The 15376-nt window shown below is 37.7% G+C and carries 19 protein-coding genes and 1 pseudogene; 13 read left to right on the top strand and 7 right to left on the bottom strand.

Features of this window, described 5'->3' with window-relative positions; all coding sequences use genetic code 11:
• Positions 1–312, top strand: a 312-nt coding sequence (locus tag RLO81_RS19410; RefSeq protein WP_350115777.1) for an aminoacyl--tRNA ligase-related protein, incomplete at its 5' end; no start/stop codon positions are given.
• 1 nt (position 313) lies between these two features.
• Here RLO81_RS19410 and RLO81_RS19405 read toward each other — a convergent pair.
• Positions 314–1060 carry a TspO-related membrane protein gene (locus RLO81_RS19405; RefSeq protein ID WP_350115773.1) on the bottom strand — a complete coding sequence of 249 codons (747 nt, stop codon included), beginning with the start codon at positions 1058–1060 and terminating at the stop codon, positions 314–316.
• 53 nt (positions 1061–1113) lie between these two features.
• Here RLO81_RS19405 and RLO81_RS19400 point away from each other — a divergent pair, with 53 nt between their 5' ends.
• Positions 1114–1566, top strand: a complete 453-nt coding sequence (locus tag RLO81_RS19400) for a GNAT family N-acetyltransferase (RefSeq protein WP_350115770.1) — start codon at positions 1114–1116, stop codon at positions 1564–1566.
• A 1-nt stretch (position 1567) separates the two neighbouring features.
• Here RLO81_RS19400 and RLO81_RS19395 read toward each other — a convergent pair whose 3' ends face one another.
• Positions 1568–1870, bottom strand: a complete 303-nt coding sequence (locus RLO81_RS19395; protein ID WP_350115767.1) for a DUF4286 family protein — start codon at positions 1868–1870, stop codon at positions 1568–1570.
• A gap of 56 nt (positions 1871–1926) precedes the next feature.
• Here RLO81_RS19395 and RLO81_RS19390 point away from each other — a divergent pair, with 56 nt between their 5' ends.
• Together RLO81_RS19390 and RLO81_RS19385 are read left to right on the top strand one after the other, a co-directional pair.
• Positions 1927–3384, top strand: coding sequence for an MltF family protein (locus tag RLO81_RS19390; protein WP_350115764.1), 1458 nt, complete (start codon positions 1927–1929; stop codon positions 3382–3384).
• A 51-nt stretch (positions 3385–3435) separates the two neighbouring features.
• Entirely contained in the window at positions 3436–3885 is a 450-nt protein-coding gene (locus RLO81_RS19385; RefSeq protein ID WP_350115761.1) for a hypothetical protein, read from the top strand.
• Here the strand turns inward: RLO81_RS19385 and RLO81_RS19380 are convergent.
• The 4 genes from RLO81_RS19380 to RLO81_RS19365 are packed head-to-tail and all read right to left on the bottom strand — an operon-like array spanning position 3880 to position 7499.
• A complete protein-coding gene (locus RLO81_RS19380; protein WP_350115758.1) occupies positions 3880–5211 on the bottom strand; it encodes an FAD-dependent oxidoreductase in 1332 nt (443 codons plus the stop codon). The genes RLO81_RS19385 and RLO81_RS19380 overlap by 6 nt on opposite strands.
• On the bottom strand, positions 5208–6476 hold the full coding sequence (kynU, locus tag RLO81_RS19375) for a kynureninase (protein ID WP_350115755.1): 1269 nt from the start codon (positions 6474–6476) through the stop codon (positions 5208–5210). Before kynU ends, RLO81_RS19380 begins: the two co-directional genes overlap by 4 nt.
• 19 nt (positions 6477–6495) lie before the next feature.
• Complete coding sequence (locus tag RLO81_RS19370) at positions 6496–6972, bottom strand: methylated-DNA--[protein]-cysteine S-methyltransferase (protein ID WP_350115752.1); 477 nt, start codon at positions 6970–6972, stop codon at positions 6496–6498.
• Positions 6972–7499: a 3-hydroxyanthranilate 3,4-dioxygenase gene (locus RLO81_RS19365; RefSeq protein ID WP_350115749.1), complete on the bottom strand. Its 528-nt coding sequence runs from the start codon at positions 7497–7499 to the stop codon at positions 6972–6974. The genes RLO81_RS19370 and RLO81_RS19365 overlap by 1 nt, the downstream gene beginning before the upstream one ends.
• Before the next feature lie 66 nt (positions 7500–7565).
• Between RLO81_RS19365 and RLO81_RS19360 the strand changes: the two genes are divergently transcribed.
• Both RLO81_RS19360 and RLO81_RS19355 read left to right on the top strand, forming a co-directional pair.
• A complete protein-coding gene (locus tag RLO81_RS19360) occupies positions 7566–8354 on the top strand; it encodes an SDR family oxidoreductase (RefSeq protein WP_350115746.1) in 789 nt (262 codons plus the stop codon).
• Positions 8354–9799 carry an aldehyde dehydrogenase gene (locus RLO81_RS19355; protein WP_350115744.1) on the top strand — a complete coding sequence of 482 codons (1446 nt, stop codon included), beginning with the start codon at positions 8354–8356 and terminating at the stop codon, positions 9797–9799. Before RLO81_RS19360 ends, RLO81_RS19355 begins: the two co-directional genes overlap by 1 nt.
• Before the next feature lie 48 nt (positions 9800–9847).
• Here the strand turns inward: RLO81_RS19355 and RLO81_RS19350 are convergent, their stop codons facing one another.
• Positions 9848–10267 (bottom strand): nucleoside-diphosphate kinase, encoded by a 420-nt coding sequence (locus RLO81_RS19350; RefSeq protein WP_350115741.1) that lies wholly within the window; start codon positions 10265–10267, stop codon positions 9848–9850.
• A gap of 162 nt (positions 10268–10429) precedes the next feature.
• Here RLO81_RS19350 and RLO81_RS19345 point away from each other — a divergent pair, with 162 nt between their 5' ends.
• The 7 genes and pseudogenes from RLO81_RS19345 to RLO81_RS19315 form a co-directional block, all read left to right on the top strand.
• Positions 10430–11458: a DHH family phosphoesterase gene (locus RLO81_RS19345; protein ID WP_350115738.1), complete on the top strand. Its 1029-nt coding sequence runs from the start codon at positions 10430–10432 to the stop codon at positions 11456–11458.
• Entirely contained in the window at positions 11451–12392 is a 942-nt protein-coding gene (locus RLO81_RS19340) for an FKBP-type peptidyl-prolyl cis-trans isomerase (protein WP_350115736.1), read from the top strand. Before RLO81_RS19345 ends, RLO81_RS19340 begins: the two co-directional genes overlap by 8 nt.
• A complete protein-coding gene (locus RLO81_RS19335) occupies positions 12389–12919 on the top strand; it encodes an FKBP-type peptidyl-prolyl cis-trans isomerase (protein WP_350115733.1) in 531 nt (176 codons plus the stop codon). Before RLO81_RS19340 ends, RLO81_RS19335 begins: the two co-directional genes overlap by 4 nt.
• Positions 12920–13516 carry a non-canonical purine NTP diphosphatase gene (locus tag RLO81_RS19330; protein ID WP_350115730.1) on the top strand — a complete coding sequence of 199 codons (597 nt, stop codon included), beginning with the start codon at positions 12920–12922 and terminating at the stop codon, positions 13514–13516.
• 1 nt (position 13517) lies between these two features.
• Complete coding sequence (locus RLO81_RS19325; RefSeq protein ID WP_350115727.1) at positions 13518–14132, top strand: uridine kinase family protein; 615 nt, start codon at positions 13518–13520, stop codon at positions 14130–14132.
• An 84-nt stretch (positions 14133–14216) separates the two neighbouring features.
• Positions 14217–14543: a hypothetical protein gene (locus RLO81_RS19320; protein WP_350115725.1), complete on the top strand. Its 327-nt coding sequence runs from the start codon at positions 14217–14219 to the stop codon at positions 14541–14543.
• 58 nt (positions 14544–14601) lie between these two features.
• A pseudogene (locus tag RLO81_RS19315) lies at positions 14602–15376 on the top strand (protein translocase subunit SecDF); the annotation flags it as partial.

Raw genomic sequence — 15376 nt, 5'->3', positions numbered from 1 at the left:
GTATTAAATCTTTGCGCTGGTGATCTTGGCTTCACTTCAGCTCAAACCTTTGATATGGAAGTGTTTTCAGCTGCTCAGCAAAAATGGTTGGAGGTGAGTTCAGTTAGTAATTTTGAAGCCTATCAGGCCAACAGGCTAAAGCTGCGCTACAGAGGCGATGATAAGAAAACCCAATTGTTACACACGCTGAATGGCAGTGCATTGGCCTTACCGAGAATAATAGCTTCTATCTTAGAAAATAATCAAACACCAGAAGGTATTAAAATACCCAAGGTGCTGGTGCCTTATACTTGCTTTGATAGCATAGGTTAAGTTATGAATATCGGTTTTTGGCTTGTTGAAGCGTGTAAATAATTACAGACAGCGCAATAGCAGCATAACTGGTAATTATTAAGATTTCCGGACCATCGGCCATGTTTCTTTTATACACTATACCTGCCAGTGCCCAGATTATTGTGGCTGTAAAAAAAATATTGGCTTTTTGCTGATTAACCAGATAAACCAAAACTTGCGTAGCTAAAATCATAGCAACTGCAAAGTGTCCGGGGTTAGTTGGGTTGAATTCCCAATGCACAAGCAGTGTAGTAACATTGGCTATAGTAGCCACACAAATCCATCCAAAATAGATATTAAAAGGTGCTTTAATTATAAACTTGTCGAATGCAGAATTATAGTTTAGACTCGACAGTCTTTTATAAATACCGACTAAGCTGGCCAGTAACCCAAACATGAGAAGGACAGATAATTCCACGTATCTGTAGTGCCACACTACTATCCAGCCTGAGTTTAGGAGACAATTGATAAAAAACAACCACCCTAATGATTTTACGACTGAGTCATTTGAATTCTTCCATTGAACAACGGAGAAAATGATAAGCAGTAAATATATGATGCCCCAGATTGAAAATGTTATGCCTGCAGGTACAAACAGATTAGGATAAAAGGCAGAAAGTTCCCCAGTACTATAGCCATTAATTGGCAAAGCATTAGCGAGGTAATTCGTAACAATTACAACTAAAAGGCCAACTGTATTGAGTATTCGATAATAAATTAGTTTCATTAAGTTTATAATGTTTTATAGAATCAAAGTGTATTAAAATTAACAAACTTTAAATGATTGAGATAAGGGAAGGTGCTAAGAAAGACTTGCCGCAAGTATTGGAATTGATTAAGGAGCTTGCGGAATATGAAAAAGCGGGTGATCAGGTTGAAACTACGGTACAGCAAATGGGTAGAGATGGCTTTGGTCCAAATCCAATTTTTGGCTTATATGTGGCAGAAGAAAGTAGCGAGATTATAGGAATTGCAATTTACTACTATCGATACTCAACATGGAAAGGCAAAAGAATCTATCTGGAGGATATTGTGGTTACTGAGGAACATAGAGGAAAAGGAATAGGTAAACTTCTCTTTGAGCAGGTTATTAATAAAGGAAAAGCTGAAAATTGTACTGGAATGGTTTGGCAGGTATTAGATTGGAATAAACCAGCCATCAACTTTTATAAAAAATATTATCAGGCGTATCTAGATGCAGAATGGATAAACTGTTCTATTGAATTAACCTAAGTTATACCTCTTCTAGCAGCGTTCTGAAAGCCACATGCTTGTTTCTATACCTCTTCATATGTTCTTCCACCAATTTTGGGGCATGCTCATTCAAATATCGCTCAACATCATTCATGGTTTGAGCATAGTATTGTACACTATAAGAAATGGTTTCTTCTTCTTGCTGAGTGAGCACTTTAAACATTTTGTGCTCAACAAACTTTCCTGTGGCCATCACAGCTGGTATATGATTTTCTTTCATCCATAGCAACCATTCGGCTTCAATTTCGGGGTCAATACCCACCGTTACATTATATAAAACCATACGTACTTTAAGGTATACATTTTTAGAAATTCAAAATTATCATTATTTTCAACAACATGGTTCCTTCTGTACGGAAGTACTTTTTTTTATTCATTTCATTTCTTTATCTATATGGTTGTACACCATCAGGTCAGGAGAGTGATAAATTATCATCAAGAAACAAGCCTGCCGTTACCCCTATAAAGTTTGATTTAGATAAAATTAAGGCGCGCGGTTCTATTATCGCTATTGTTGATAACAGCAGCACTGGCTATTTTATTTATAAAGGCCAGCCAATGGGGTATGAATATGAGTTATTAAAAAAGTACGCCAATGATCAAAAGCTTAGGTTGGAGACACGGCTTATTACCAGTATTGATCAGGCCTTTGAAATGTTAAATAACGGTGAAGGTGATATTATTGCGTACTCACTCACAGTAACTAAAGAACGAAAAGAAATTGTAGATTTCACCGATTACCACTTTACAACCAGGCAAGTGCTCGTTCAAAAGAAGCCAGATAATTGGCGGGACATCACCAAAGATGAAACAGAAGACATGCTTATACGAAATCAGGTTAATCTTATTGGTAAGCAGATAAACGTACGCAAAGGCTCATCGTATATTGACAGGCTCAAAAATTTATCCCAAGAAATTGGAGGAGACATAATTATAGTTGAGGAACCAGACACAGTTGAAACGGAAGGAATCATTAGAGAGGTAGCCAAAGGCAATGTCAAATATACCGTGTCTGATGAAATGGTCGCAGATGTTAATGCAGCATACTACCCCAATATTGATGTTAAAACGCCCATTAGTTTTCCTCAGCAAATAGCCTGGGCTGTAAGAAAAAACTCACCCAAGCTTTTGGCATCAGTTAACAAGTGGATGAAAAAAATTAAGCAAAAGCCAACCTTTAATGTGATTTACAGAAAATACTATAATAGCCCCAGAAGTTCTTCGATGAGGGCAAAAAGTGAATTTTCATCGATTAGTGGGGATAAAATATCACCCTATGACGATTTGGTAAAAAAGGCTGCTGAAAAATTAGATTGGGATTGGAAATTAATAGTAGCCCAGATGTATAGAGAAAGTAGGTTTGACCCAAAAGCGAAATCCTGGGCAGGTGCCTATGGGCTGATGCAGTTGATACCAGAAACCGGCAGGAGATTTGGTGCTAAAAATATGTTTAATCCAGAACAAAATATTAATGCAGCAGTGGCTTATTTGGACTATTTGGATAACCTATGGGCTAAAACAATTGATGACAAAAAGATGCGCCAGAAATTTGTTCTTGCTTCATACAATGTAGGGTTAGGGCATGTTGAAGATGCTCGGAATTTAGCTGAAAAATATGATCATGATCCTACACTATGGGAAGGCAATGTAGCTAAGTTTCTGAGGCTAAAATCTACCAAAGAGTACTTTACTGATCCTATAGTAACATCGGGCTATTGCAGGGGTGATGAACCCGTAAATTACGTACGTGATATTTTTGACTATTACGAACAGTATAATCAATTAATAGGTAGTTGAATTAATCATAAAATTATATTTTAGTGATCTACTACATTAAATTTTAACCAGATGTCGACAGGAAAAATAGATAGTCTTTACAAGGAATATACTGAAGCCAGATTTTTAGATGTAAATAAAGAACAATTCGTTTACATTGCTCATTTGTTGCCTGCGTGTTTGTTAGTGATGAGCGATGGCCAATTAGATAGCGAAGAGTGGATGACATTGAAAAGATTATCTAAAATACTAGGTGATGAATTCGCCACAGAAGATTTAGGTACAGAAGAGAAGGAAGAAAACCTTATGTTGATTTACAAGGCAGAAATACGGTATTTGTTAAAAAACAGGGAGATGTGGGAAAGTAAATTTTTAGACGCCCTAAAAGAGCATTTGCAAACCAGTCCGTCATCAAAAGAATTTTTAAACGAAACACTAGACCTTTTTGCCGGCCCAGATGCAGATCCCGATTCTCAGGAAAAGGACACTTACGATGTGCTAAAAAGAAAATTAGGGTTATAGTTGATCTACGATCTTCTTGTAGTCCAGCTTTTCCCAATTTTTATGAATATCTGACTGAGCCATTACTTTATCCATAATGGCTTTTTGTTTTTCACCTATTTTCATAGCATCAGAATACCGCATGTCTTCTTTAAAGGTTACCATCGAATATAACGGAATCCATTTTTGAGGAAATTGCTCATATATTCTTGCTTCAATCTTCTTTCTAAGTAGAAAATCTTCATCTCCGACTAGGTCACGCATCTCAATGAAATTTTTTAAGGCCAGATCGGAAATGGCATCCGCATCTGGTTTGCGCTGTTCCTGAAATTTAGGAAGAACCTTCTCCCAGTCGTCATCAAATTCATTGAGTAAATCGTTGAGCACACGGCAATCTTCAAAGCCGCTATTCATCCCTTGCCCGTAAAACGGTACTATGGCATGGCTGGCGTCACCAACAAGTAAAGTCTTGTTTTTTACCCATGGGTAAGATTTTATGGTAATTAATGAAGATGTAGGGTTATTATGAAAATCTTTTAATAAAGTAGGCATCAGTTCATAGGCATCTGGAAATGTGCTTTGGAAGAAACTTCTAATATCATCGTCATTTTTCAGGCTTGCAAAAGAAGGGGTTCCTTCAAATGGAAAAAAGAGTGTACAAGTAAAACTACCATCCTGATTCGGCAGTGCTATAAGCATGAAATTACCCCGAGGCCAGATATGAAGTGCATTTTTTTCAATCTCAAAACCACCATTAGTATTCGGTGGAATAGTAAGCTCTTTATAGCCATGTTCTATATAATGCTGTGAATAGTTGAAACGATCTGTCCTTTGCATTAACCTTCTTAGTACCGAAAACGCACCATCAGCACCTATTATTAAATCAGCGTTATGGCTGTACCGGGCACCAGATTTATCAAAATGCAAGATGCTCTCATCAAAATTGATACCTACGCATTTACATTCAAATTTTATTGCTACTCCTTCTTTCTCAGCTGCATTCATCAGTATCTCATTTAACCCACCCCGTGAGATAGAATTAATTGCCTGGCCATCTCTGCCATAAGGCTGAAAAGTCAATAAGCTTTCTTCATCATGCATCATTCTGCCTCGCATAGGAATAACCATTTTTTCAACTATGGTTTCCAGTCCTACTTCTTTGAGTGGTTTCCATCCACGATTGCTCAGCGCCAAATTGATCGATCTCCCTTCAGACTTTCCGGCTTCACGCATATCTTTTCGGCCTTCAAAAATGGTGACTTTATATCCTCTCTTGGCGAGATAAATAGACATTAATGACCCTACCAGGCCTGCGCCAGCAATGGTAATGTTTTTTACACTTTTCATAAGTTCATTGTCTTTTTCAGGATGGAATAGAATGTATAAACATCTTTAAACGTATTGTAAAGAGGTACAGGAGCCACCCTAATTACTTCGGGTTCTCGCCAGTCAGCTATTACGCCCTCTTTTGTTAATTGATTAAAGACTTCTTTTCCTTTTTCCTTAATTACTATAGATAATTGACATCCATGAGCTTCTTGAGCTTCTGGTGTTATCACTTGTATCAAATCGGAATTGAGACTATTTAATAAATACCTAAGATAGCCGGTGAGTAAAATACTTTTGCTTCTTAGTTCATCAATGCCAGCTTTTTCAAATATTTTCAGCGAGGCAAGATGTGCAGCAGTTGATAATACATTGACATTACTCAACTGCCAGCCATCTGCGCCTTCCATTGGAATAAATCCTTTTTCCATTTTAAATCGCTCGCTTTCATTATGTCCCCACCATCCTGCAAATCGTGGTAGACTAGGGTTATTTGCGTGTCTCTCATGTACAAAAATACCACTTACACCACCTGGCCCTGAATTCAGGTATTTATAGCTGCACCAGGTGGCAAAATCAGCTCCTGAATCATGAAGATTGAGTTTTACATTGCCTATAGCATGAGCTAAATCAAAACCGGCAAAGGAACCAACTTTATGAGCTGCTTCTGTTATTTTCTTTATATCAAAATACTGTCCTGTATAATATTGAACACCACTGAATAGTACTAAAGCAACACTTTCGCCATGTTCATGGATGGCCTTGGTAATGTCTTTTGTTCTCAGTGTTTCTTCTCCGTCTCTGGGGAATATTTCAACAATAGCCACATCAGGCTCAAGACCGCGAAACCTAACCTGGCTTTCTACTGCATATTGATCAGATGGGAAAGCCCCACCTTCCATAATAATTTTAAAACGTGAAGAGGTTGGCCGATAAAATGAAACCATCAATAAATGAAGGTTGGAAGTCAGGTTGTTCATAGAAACCACTTCCAATGGTTTGGCACCAACTACTTTTGCCAGCAACTCTTTAGTGAACTTGTGATAGTGAAACCATGGTCTATGTTTTGCATGAAAATGCCCTTCAACGCCTAAATTTTTCCAATCTTCAAGTTCCTCTTCCAGATATTGTTTTGTTATTTTTGGTTGTAAACCCAATGAGTTACCAGTAAAGTAGATACACTCAGTCCCATTAATTATAGGAATATGAAACTGTGATCTATATTCTTTCAGCGGGTCTAAATTATCTAACTCGAGTGCGAATTCCTCGGTATTCTTAAAATCCATAATTAGAGTTTTGCCAATATTAGCCAAAAATCTTCATCTGCTCACCCTGTAATATACCTTCATGTTTTAGTAGCCACTCTTTTCTCCAAACCCCACCAGAAAATCCAACCATAGAACCATCTTTTCCAATGACACGATGACAAGGTATGATAATAGGAATTCTATTTTTTCCATTAGCAGTGCCAGCTGCTCGAATTGTTTTTATATCTCCAATTGCTATGGCTAAATCGGAATACGATATGGATTTTCCAAACGGAATTAGTTTGAGTGCACTCCAAACAGATTTTTGAAACGCTGTTCCTTTTGGGTTAAGCGGAAGGTCGAACATTTCTCTTTGTCCTGAAAAATATTCGTCTAATTGGAAGGCACATTTTTTTGTTATTGCCGAAGGGTTAGGTTTTTCTACACGTTCATCAAATTCAATAGCAATGATAGATTCAGAGTCAGCCGATATAAGTAAGTTGCCAATGGGGCTACTATATACTTCCTGATACATTAAACAAATCGTTCATCTGTTTCCATCACATGGCCACAATTGCCACAGGTTCTCATTTCTTTAGACCCGTAGAATTCTTTGAATCTTGGTAAAAAGTCTTTTTCAATATTGGTTAACGGAAAATAGGTGTCATGAAGTTTGTTATTGCATTTATCGCAGAACCACATGAGGCCATCCGTATGGTCAGCCTCTCTTTTTCTTTCAATAACCAGTCCTACACTGCCAGCAGGTCTAATGGGTGAATGAGGCACTTTGGCTGGGTGTAAATACATTTCGCCTTCTTTAATGGGTATATCAACTGCCTTACCATCTTCCTGAATTTTTACAAGTATATCACCTTCTAACTGATAGAAAAGCTCCTCTGTTTCATTGTAATGATAATCTTTTCGTGCATTTGGTCCGCCTACAATCATAACAATGTAATCCCCGGCATCTGCATACAGGTTTTTATTACCAACAGGTGGTTTTAATATATCACGATTTTCTTCTATCCACTTTTTGAGATTAAATGGTCTTTTGATAGCCATAAACTGTTTGTTATTTTCTCTTTAAATTTAACAAAAATTGAATACTAATCAGAAGGAAAGAAACGTATGAATCTGGATTTGAAAGGTAAAACAGCTGTCGTGTGCGGAAGTACTGATGGAATAGGAAAGGCAACGGCTTTAGAGCTTGCCAATTATGGAGCTAACATCATACTGATAGCAAGAAATGAAGCAAAGCTAAAAGAAACAATTAAAGCCTTATCTACTAAGGATAAACAATCACATCATTATATAGTAGCTGATTTTGATAGCCCTTCTGAATTAAAGAAAAATCTTGATTCCGCATTAAGTGAAATACCCTCAATTGAAATTTTAGTAAACAATAGTGGTGGGCCAGCAGGTGGTAAAGCAATAGATGCCAACATAGAAGAATATAGACTTGCTTTTAACAGACACTTGATTTGCAATCAAATATTGGCTCAGGCAGTTGTTCCTTTGATGAAAAAGAGTGGCTACGGACGAATTGTGAATATTATTTCAACTTCAGTAAAAGCCCCACTGCCAGGTCTTGGTGTTTCTAATACCATCAGAGGTGCAGTGGCAAACTGGTCTAAAACTCTGGCCAATGAGCTTGGAGGTTTTGGGATCACGGTGAATAATGTGCTTCCGGGAGCTACGCAGACCATACGTTTGGAGTCTATCATTAAAAATAAAGCTAAGAAATTAGGCAAATTGGAAAGTGAAATAGAAAAAGAAATGTTGGCTGAGATTCCTGCTCAGAGATTTGCATCAGCGGAGGAAACTGCTGCGGCTATTATGTTTTTGGTAAGTCCAAGCGCGGGCTATATTAACGGAATTAACTTACCTGTTGACGGAGGGCGGTTAGCATCACTTTAATGGAAAATATTTTTAATTATATAGATGGTCAATTAGTTAAGCCTGTTTCTGGTAACTATTTGGATAACTACAATCCGGCAGAAGGAAAAGTGTACAGCCTCATTCCTGATTCAGATAAAAAGGATGTTGAGAACGCTATAGATGTAGCAAAACGAGCATTTCCTGATTGGTCAGGATTATCGATTACAGAAAGAGGGAATATACTAAACAAAGTAGCCGACTTTATTGATAGAGATCATGAAAAATTGGCTTTGGCGGAATCTATAGACAACGGAAAACCCTTGAAATTGGCCAAAAGTGTGGACATTCCCAGAGCATCGGCTAATATGCGATTTTATGCTACTGCAATCCAACATTTTGCTTCAGAAGCACATATTCCAGATGATCAATTTATTAATTATACAACACGTAAGCCAGTTGGTGTTGCAGGGTGTATTTCACCATGGAATCTGCCATTATATTTATTTACCTGGAAGATCGCCCCGGCTTTAGCAGCAGGCAATACGGTAGTTGCAAAGCCATCAGAGATAACTCCTATGACAGCATTTCTTTTTTCCAAACTTTGTATAGAAGCAGGTATGCCAAAAGGAGTTTTAAATATAATTCATGGTCTTGGATCAAAGACTGGACAAGCAATTATTGAGCATCCAGATACGCCACTTATTTCCTTTACTGGTGGTACTGAAACAGGCAAAAGAATTGCGGCAACTGCAGCTCCAATGTTTAAGAAGTTATCACTGGAGCTTGGCGGTAAGAATCCCAATATAATTTTTGCAGATTGTGATTTTGATCAGGCACTATCCACATCTGTAATGTCCTCGTTTGCCAATCAAGGACAAATATGTCTATGTGGCTCGCGAATTTTTGTGGAAAGAACGATTTATGATCGATTTGTAAAAGAATTTGTAGACAAAGTAGAAAACTTGACAGTTGGTGACCCACTTGAAGAAACTACTAAAATGGGGGCAGTAGTTTCAGAACCGCACATGGAAAAAGTATTGAGCTATATTGATCTTGCTAAAAAGGAGGGTGGGAAAGTTGAAATTGGTGGAAATCAAATAAAATTAGAAGGTCGATGTGCGGAGGGCTACTTTATTGCACCCACTGTTATCACCGGATTAAATCATGCGTGCAGAACAAACCAGGAAGAAATTTTTGGCCCGGTGGTAACTATCATGCCTTTTGATTCTGAAGAGGAGGTGGTAAGTTATGCTAATAGCACCGCTTATGGTTTAGCTGCCACTATTTGGACAGAAAATTTAAAAAAGGCTCACAGAGTAGCTGACAAGGTAAAAAGTGGTATTATTTGGGTAAACTGTTGGTTAGTAAGGGATTTAAGAACCCCATTTGGTGGCATGAAGCAATCAGGTGTAGGAAGAGAAGGTGGATGGGAAGCACTCAGGTTTTTCACCGAGCCGAAAAATATTTGTATTAACACAAAATAGAAAAGGCACTCATTCGAGTGCCTTTTCCAATAATCACTTATTCTAAATTTAGAACTGCTCTACTCTTGAGAAGAAGAAATTTCCTTCAATTTGTGCATTTTCGTCAGAATCAGATCCGTGAATTGCGTTTGCCTCGATTGACTCTGCAAAAAGTGCTCTGATGGTTCCAGGAGCTGCGTCTTTTGGATTAGTAGCACCAATTAACTTTCTAAAATCTTCAACAGCATTGTCTTTTTCTAAGATCATTGGCACAATTGGGCCAGAAGACATATAAGTAGTAAGATCATTATAGAATGGTCTTTCCTTATGTACTTCATAAAATTGTCCGGCTCTCTCCTTAGACATGTACGTTTTTTTCATTGCAATGATCTTAAAACCAGCCTCTTCAATCATTTTTGTGATTGCCCCGGTATTTCCTGCGCTCACTGCATCAGGTTTAATCATTGTAAAAGTTCTATTTTTAGCCATAATATTGTGTTTTCTAAAATTTGCCGCAAAAATAGAATTTTATTTTATAGATACCATTTCTTGAGTATTCATTTAATCCGTTCTAGCATTTTGGTTAAGAACATAATTATAGTCAAATTTGCCCCTTAAATTTCAGCTGATGCGCTAATCGGCTATCAAAAAATGCAAAATTTCGATTCATTTAAAAAGCTCTTAAGTGAACCTCAAAAGGTGGTGATTACTACGCACCATAAACCAGATGCGGATGCTTTGGGCTCTTCTCTCGGCCTGGCCAATTATCTTATTAAAAAGGGACATGATGTAGCCGTCATTTCACCAACAGACTATCCAAACTTCTTGTCGTGGATGAAGGGAAATTCAGAGGTAATTGTATTTGAGAATAATGAACAAGAGAAATCAAAGGAGTTAGTAGGGGATGCCAGCCTCATTTTTTGTTTGGATTTTTCTAATCTGCATAGAATCAACGAACTAGGTGAACTTGTAAGGGAGTCAAAAGCAAAGAAAGTACTTATCGACCATCATTTGGAACCCGAAGACTTTGCTGATTATGCTCTTTGGAGCATCGAAGCAGCGGCAACAGCGGAGTTGGTTCATCAATTAATAAATGATATGGGCGATGGTGATTTAATTGATAAAGATATTGCAGAGGCTTTATATGCTGGTATTATGACAGATACGGGAAGTTTTAAACACCCTAATACCACTAAAAATGTCTTTCTTGTTTGCTCTGATTTAATCGATAAAGGTGCAGACACCGCGAAAGTAGCAAAACTCATTTATGACACCAATTCAGTAAACAGAGTCAAGTTTTTGGGCTATGCACTCAACGAAAAACTTAAGATATTACCTGAATACAGTACAGCATATTTTGCCATTACCGCAGATGAGTTGAAGCAATTTAATTCACAAACCGGTGATACTGAAGGCTTGGTCAATTATGCTTTATCAATTAAAGGCATTAAACTGGCAGCCGTTATCATCGATAGGACAGTGGCGGTGAAAATGTCTTTCCGCTCTGTTGGCGATTTCTCTGTAAACGAATTTGCACGCAAGAATTTTGAAGGTGGCGGACACAAGAATGCGGCAGGTGGTATTTCGTATGAAACACTAGAGGCTACTGTTGAAAAATTTGAAAAATTACTAAAAGAAAATAAGGAAGAATTAAAATCTAAAAATGAATTGTATGTATAAACAAACTATTTACTCACTGCTATTTTTATCTGTAACAATTATAGGGTGTGATAGCAACAAAGAGGTTGTGACCAAGTCAGGGTTGAAATTTGAGTATGTAAAAGAGGGGGAAGGGGAAGTAGTACCTAAAGATAGATTCCTTATTCTAAACATGGAATACATTGATGCGAATGATTCACTCTGGACAAGCACAGCAAAGAATGGCATGCCTATGATCATTTTTAAGAAAGACAGCGTTTGGGGCAGTGATGATGGAAGCGTGAATGAAATCTTTTATCAATTAAAGAAAGGAGATAGTATCAAATTTAGTATTACCGCAGGTGATCTGTTTAAAAATACTTTTTACGCCCCCCTGCCACGAACGTTGGCTGAAGATTTAGTTGTAAACTTCTTTATAGGTGTAGAAGATGTAAAAGATAAAGCCGGAATGGATGCCTGGCAAGCTGCTAAAATGGAGCAAATGGAAAAAGATGCTGTAATAGCCGCGCAGAAGCAAGATTCAATAGATGCCGTTTTAATTGATGAATACTTGTTAGAAAATAATATTGAAACAGTAGAAACTGAGAGTGGCTTGAACTATGTTGTGAAAAAAGAAGGGGAAGGAAATCAACCAACAGCTGGCCAGAAGGTAAAAGTAAATTACACAGGTTGGGTGTTAGATGGTGCCTACTTTGATAGTAGTATAAAGGAAGTTGCACAAGAACAAGGTTTATACAACGAGGCGCGGGAGCCATACCAACCAATAGAATTTGAATTGGGCACTGGTTCTGTAATCAAAGGATGGGATGAAGGCATTGCATTGCTGAAAGAAGGTGGTGCGGCTACTTTTTACATTCCTTCTAGCATGGCCTACGGACCTAGGGCAAGAGGTAAAAATATTCCTGCCAATTCTATTTTAGTATTTGATGTAGAGCTTGTTGAAATAGTAGAATGAGAAAATTATTTTTAATATTCGCATTGGTTTCTGCAATGGGCTGTGTAGATGAGCCTGAAAGACCTGTGGTTGTGTCTTATGAAGAACAATTGGCAATAGACGTGACTGCGATAGATAACTACCTTGCTTCAAATAACCTTGAGGCTGAACAAACATCTTCTGGGCTTAGATATATTATACATGAAGAAGGGGATGGCGAATTTCCCGAAATGAGACAGAGGGTAAGGGTAGATTACATTGGATCACTTTTAAATGGTACTGTTTTCGATACATCATATAAAAATATCGCAGTTGATAATGGCATTTATGATTCTAGAAGAGAGCCCTATGGCCCTATAGAGTTTTCTCTGGGAATTGGCCAGGTAATACAAGGGTGGGATGAAGGGATTTCTTTGTTAAAAGAAGGAACAAAAGCAACATTATACATTCCGTCTGGTTTAGGTTACGGCCGAAGTGCTGTAAGTGCAAGTATACCAGCCAACTCAGTGTTAATATTTGAAGTAGACTTGGTTGAAATTGTGCAATAGATGTTTCAGCCACCAGTAGAAATCTGCTTCGCTACCAATAACCTGAATAAGTTAAAGGAGATACAATCGCTATTACCAGAAAAAATTAAACTTAAAAGCCTGCAAGATATAGGCTGCAGCGAAGAGTTGGAAGAAACCCAGGATTCACTGGAAGGCAACTCACTGCAAAAAGCCAGCTATGTTTATGATAACTATCAAGTAGCTGTTTTTGCCGATGATACAGGATTGGAAGTTGATGCCTTGGATGGCGAGCCTGGTGTGATATCCGCACGTTACGCTGGTAATAGCCGCGATAATGAGGCCAATATCAATCTAGTACTAGAGAAGTTGACAAATGCGCAAAATAGAAAGGCACAATTCAGAACGGTTATAACCTTAATTATAGATGGAGTGAATCATCAATTTGAAGGTGTAGTAAGAGGTACAATAACCGATGAAAGAGCTGGTGGTCACGGATTTGGATACGATCCAATCTTCATTCCCGATGGGTTTGATTGTACATTTGCCGAAATGTCGATTGAAGAAAAAAATAAGATAAGTCATAGAGGCATTGCTACAAGAAAATTAGTAAATTATTTAATCAATAGTTTTGACTGATTTGGCATACGTTATTGGCATAACTGGCGGAAGTGCATCTGGTAAAACTCTGTTTCTTAATCAACTGATTGAAAAATTTGAGGCAGGTGATGTTTGTCTTATCTCGCAAGATAATTATTACATCGATCGGGACAAGCAACCAATTGACGTGAATGGTGTTCAAAATTTCGATTTACCGGATTCTATTGATTCAATAGCATTTGTCGATGACATAAAAAAAATCAAAAGCGGTCAAGGTTTTACTAGAAAAGAGTACACCTTTAACAATCCTGCTATTACACCAAAAAAATTGGAATTTAGCCCTGCACCAATCGTAATTGTTGAAGGCTTGTTTGTTATGCACTTTCCTGAAATGAAGGATTTGCTGGATTTAAAAATTTTTATTGATGCCAAAGACCACATACGGTTAAAAAGAAGAATAATTAGGGACAATACAGAGCGGGGCTATGATTTGGATGATGTACTTTATCGATTCGAGAACCATGTAATGCCCACTTACGATAGGTATTTGGAACCATTGAAAAGTGAAGCGGACATAATCATTCCGAATAACACCCACTTTAATAACGCATTAGAAGTGTTAAGTGGCTTTTTGCATGCACGATTAAAGTTATAGTGTTGCATTATAATAGATAATCATTAGTTTTGCCCCGATTTTAGAATGAAAATCTCACAATACATATCAAAATTTAAGCACTCTGTGGGAATTACACTTGGAGTATTGGCAGCATTGGTGATACTAGTGTCTCAAGGCTTATATTTTGAGTATGTTAGCAATGTAGAAAATGCTGTGGCCTTAGAGCAATCTTCTGATAACTCAGATGAATCAACAGATGTGGTTATCAAAATGGGTCATCAGGCATTATCAACTGCAGTAGAGTTATCAACACAAAGTGTATTACACTTTATTACACATATTTATGATGAAAATCCGGTTGAAAAGCCGTTAGTGAGTGAAAGGCTTTCAGGGCTTACGTCCTACTTCCAAACATTATTTCGATTGATCATTTCTCCCAATGCACCCTAACCAACAGGTGTGTCCGATCAATTTATTTAATTACTATTAATCTAAACTTTTATTTAAAATGCAAAACAAAGGAGCGGTTGTCGCACTGACAATCATAATAACGTTTTTATGCGTTTATTACTTATCATTCACGTTTGTTTCTCGTAACGTGCAGCAAGATGCAGTGGCATATGCTACTGGCGAGACAGGTGTTGTTGATCTGTCTAAGAAACAGAATTACCTTGATTCAGTCTGGAACCTTCCAGTATATAATCTATTCGGTATAGAATACACTTACAAAGAAGTTAAAGATACCGAGCTCAGCAGAGGTCTTGATTTACAAGGAGGTATGCATGTAACACTTGAAATTTCACCTATCGATATTATCAAAGGTTTAAGTGGAAACAGCAAGGATGCCAAATTTAATGAAGCACTGCAATTAGCGCGGGAAAAACAAAAAAACAGCCAGGCAAGGTTTAGCACGTTGTTCTATGAGTCATATCAGGAAATTGCAGAACGACCTTTATCAGAAATTTTTGCCACCGCGGCTAATAGAGGTAGAATTAGCCGAAGCGATAGCGATGATGTTGTGATGGATGTAATCGAAAAGGAAATCGAAGACGCAATCGATCGATCTTTCATCATTTTGAGAACCAGAATTGACCAATTTGGAACCTCGCAGCCAAACATTCAAAGATTGCAAGGTACGGGTAGAATACAGATAGAAATTCCAGGTGCTGATAACCCCGAGCGGGTTAGAAAGCTACTTCAAGGTGTAGCTAAATTGGAATTCTGGGATGTAGCTGAATTGAGTGATTTAAACAACTCATTAATGGCTATTAATGAGTTGTTAG

The organism is Fulvivirga sp. (assembly GCF_040220315.1).
Taxonomy (GTDB): domain Bacteria; phylum Bacteroidota; class Bacteroidia; order Cytophagales; family Cyclobacteriaceae; genus Fulvivirga.
Note: the sequence above shows the minus strand (reverse complement) of the source record. Positions and strands in the feature narration are given on the sequence as shown.

Excerpts from the sequence above, each read along its gene's own strand:
- RLO81_RS19400 (WP_350115770.1), top strand. The coding sequence starts at position 1,114 with ATGATTGAGATAAGGGAAGGTGCTAAGAAAGACTTGCCGCAAGTATTG.
- RLO81_RS19330 (WP_350115730.1), top strand. The coding sequence starts at position 12,920 with ATGTTTCAGCCACCAGTAGAAATCTGCTTCGCTACCAATAACCTGAAT.
- RLO81_RS19370 (WP_350115752.1), bottom strand. The coding sequence starts at position 6,972 with ATGTATCAGGAAGTATATAGTAGCCCCATTGGCAACTTACTTATATCG.
- RLO81_RS19345 (WP_350115738.1), top strand. The coding sequence starts at position 10,430 with ATGCAAAATTTCGATTCATTTAAAAAGCTCTTAAGTGAACCTCAAAAG.
- RLO81_RS19395 (WP_350115767.1), bottom strand. The coding sequence starts at position 1,870 with ATGGTTTTATATAATGTAACGGTGGGTATTGACCCCGAAATTGAAGCC.
- RLO81_RS19385 (WP_350115761.1), top strand. The coding sequence starts at position 3,436 with ATGTCGACAGGAAAAATAGATAGTCTTTACAAGGAATATACTGAAGCC.
- kynU (WP_350115755.1), bottom strand. The coding sequence starts at position 6,476 with ATGGATTTTAAGAATACCGAGGAATTCGCACTCGAGTTAGATAATTTA.
- RLO81_RS19365 (WP_350115749.1), bottom strand. The coding sequence starts at position 7,499 with ATGGCTATCAAAAGACCATTTAATCTCAAAAAGTGGATAGAAGAAAAT.
- RLO81_RS19380 (WP_350115758.1), bottom strand. The coding sequence starts at position 5,211 with ATGAAAAGTGTAAAAAACATTACCATTGCTGGCGCAGGCCTGGTAGGG.
- RLO81_RS19355 (WP_350115744.1), top strand. The coding sequence starts at position 8,354 with ATGGAAAATATTTTTAATTATATAGATGGTCAATTAGTTAAGCCTGTT.
- RLO81_RS19360 (WP_350115746.1), top strand. The coding sequence starts at position 7,566 with ATGAATCTGGATTTGAAAGGTAAAACAGCTGTCGTGTGCGGAAGTACT.
- RLO81_RS19335 (WP_350115733.1), top strand. The coding sequence starts at position 12,389 with ATGAGAAAATTATTTTTAATATTCGCATTGGTTTCTGCAATGGGCTGT.
- RLO81_RS19390 (WP_350115764.1), top strand. The coding sequence starts at position 1,927 with ATGGTTCCTTCTGTACGGAAGTACTTTTTTTTATTCATTTCATTTCTT.
- RLO81_RS19405 (WP_350115773.1), bottom strand. The coding sequence starts at position 1,060 with ATGAAACTAATTTATTATCGAATACTCAATACAGTTGGCCTTTTAGTT.
- RLO81_RS19350 (WP_350115741.1), bottom strand. The coding sequence starts at position 10,267 with ATGGCTAAAAATAGAACTTTTACAATGATTAAACCTGATGCAGTGAGC.
- RLO81_RS19340 (WP_350115736.1), top strand. The coding sequence starts at position 11,451 with ATGTATAAACAAACTATTTACTCACTGCTATTTTTATCTGTAACAATT.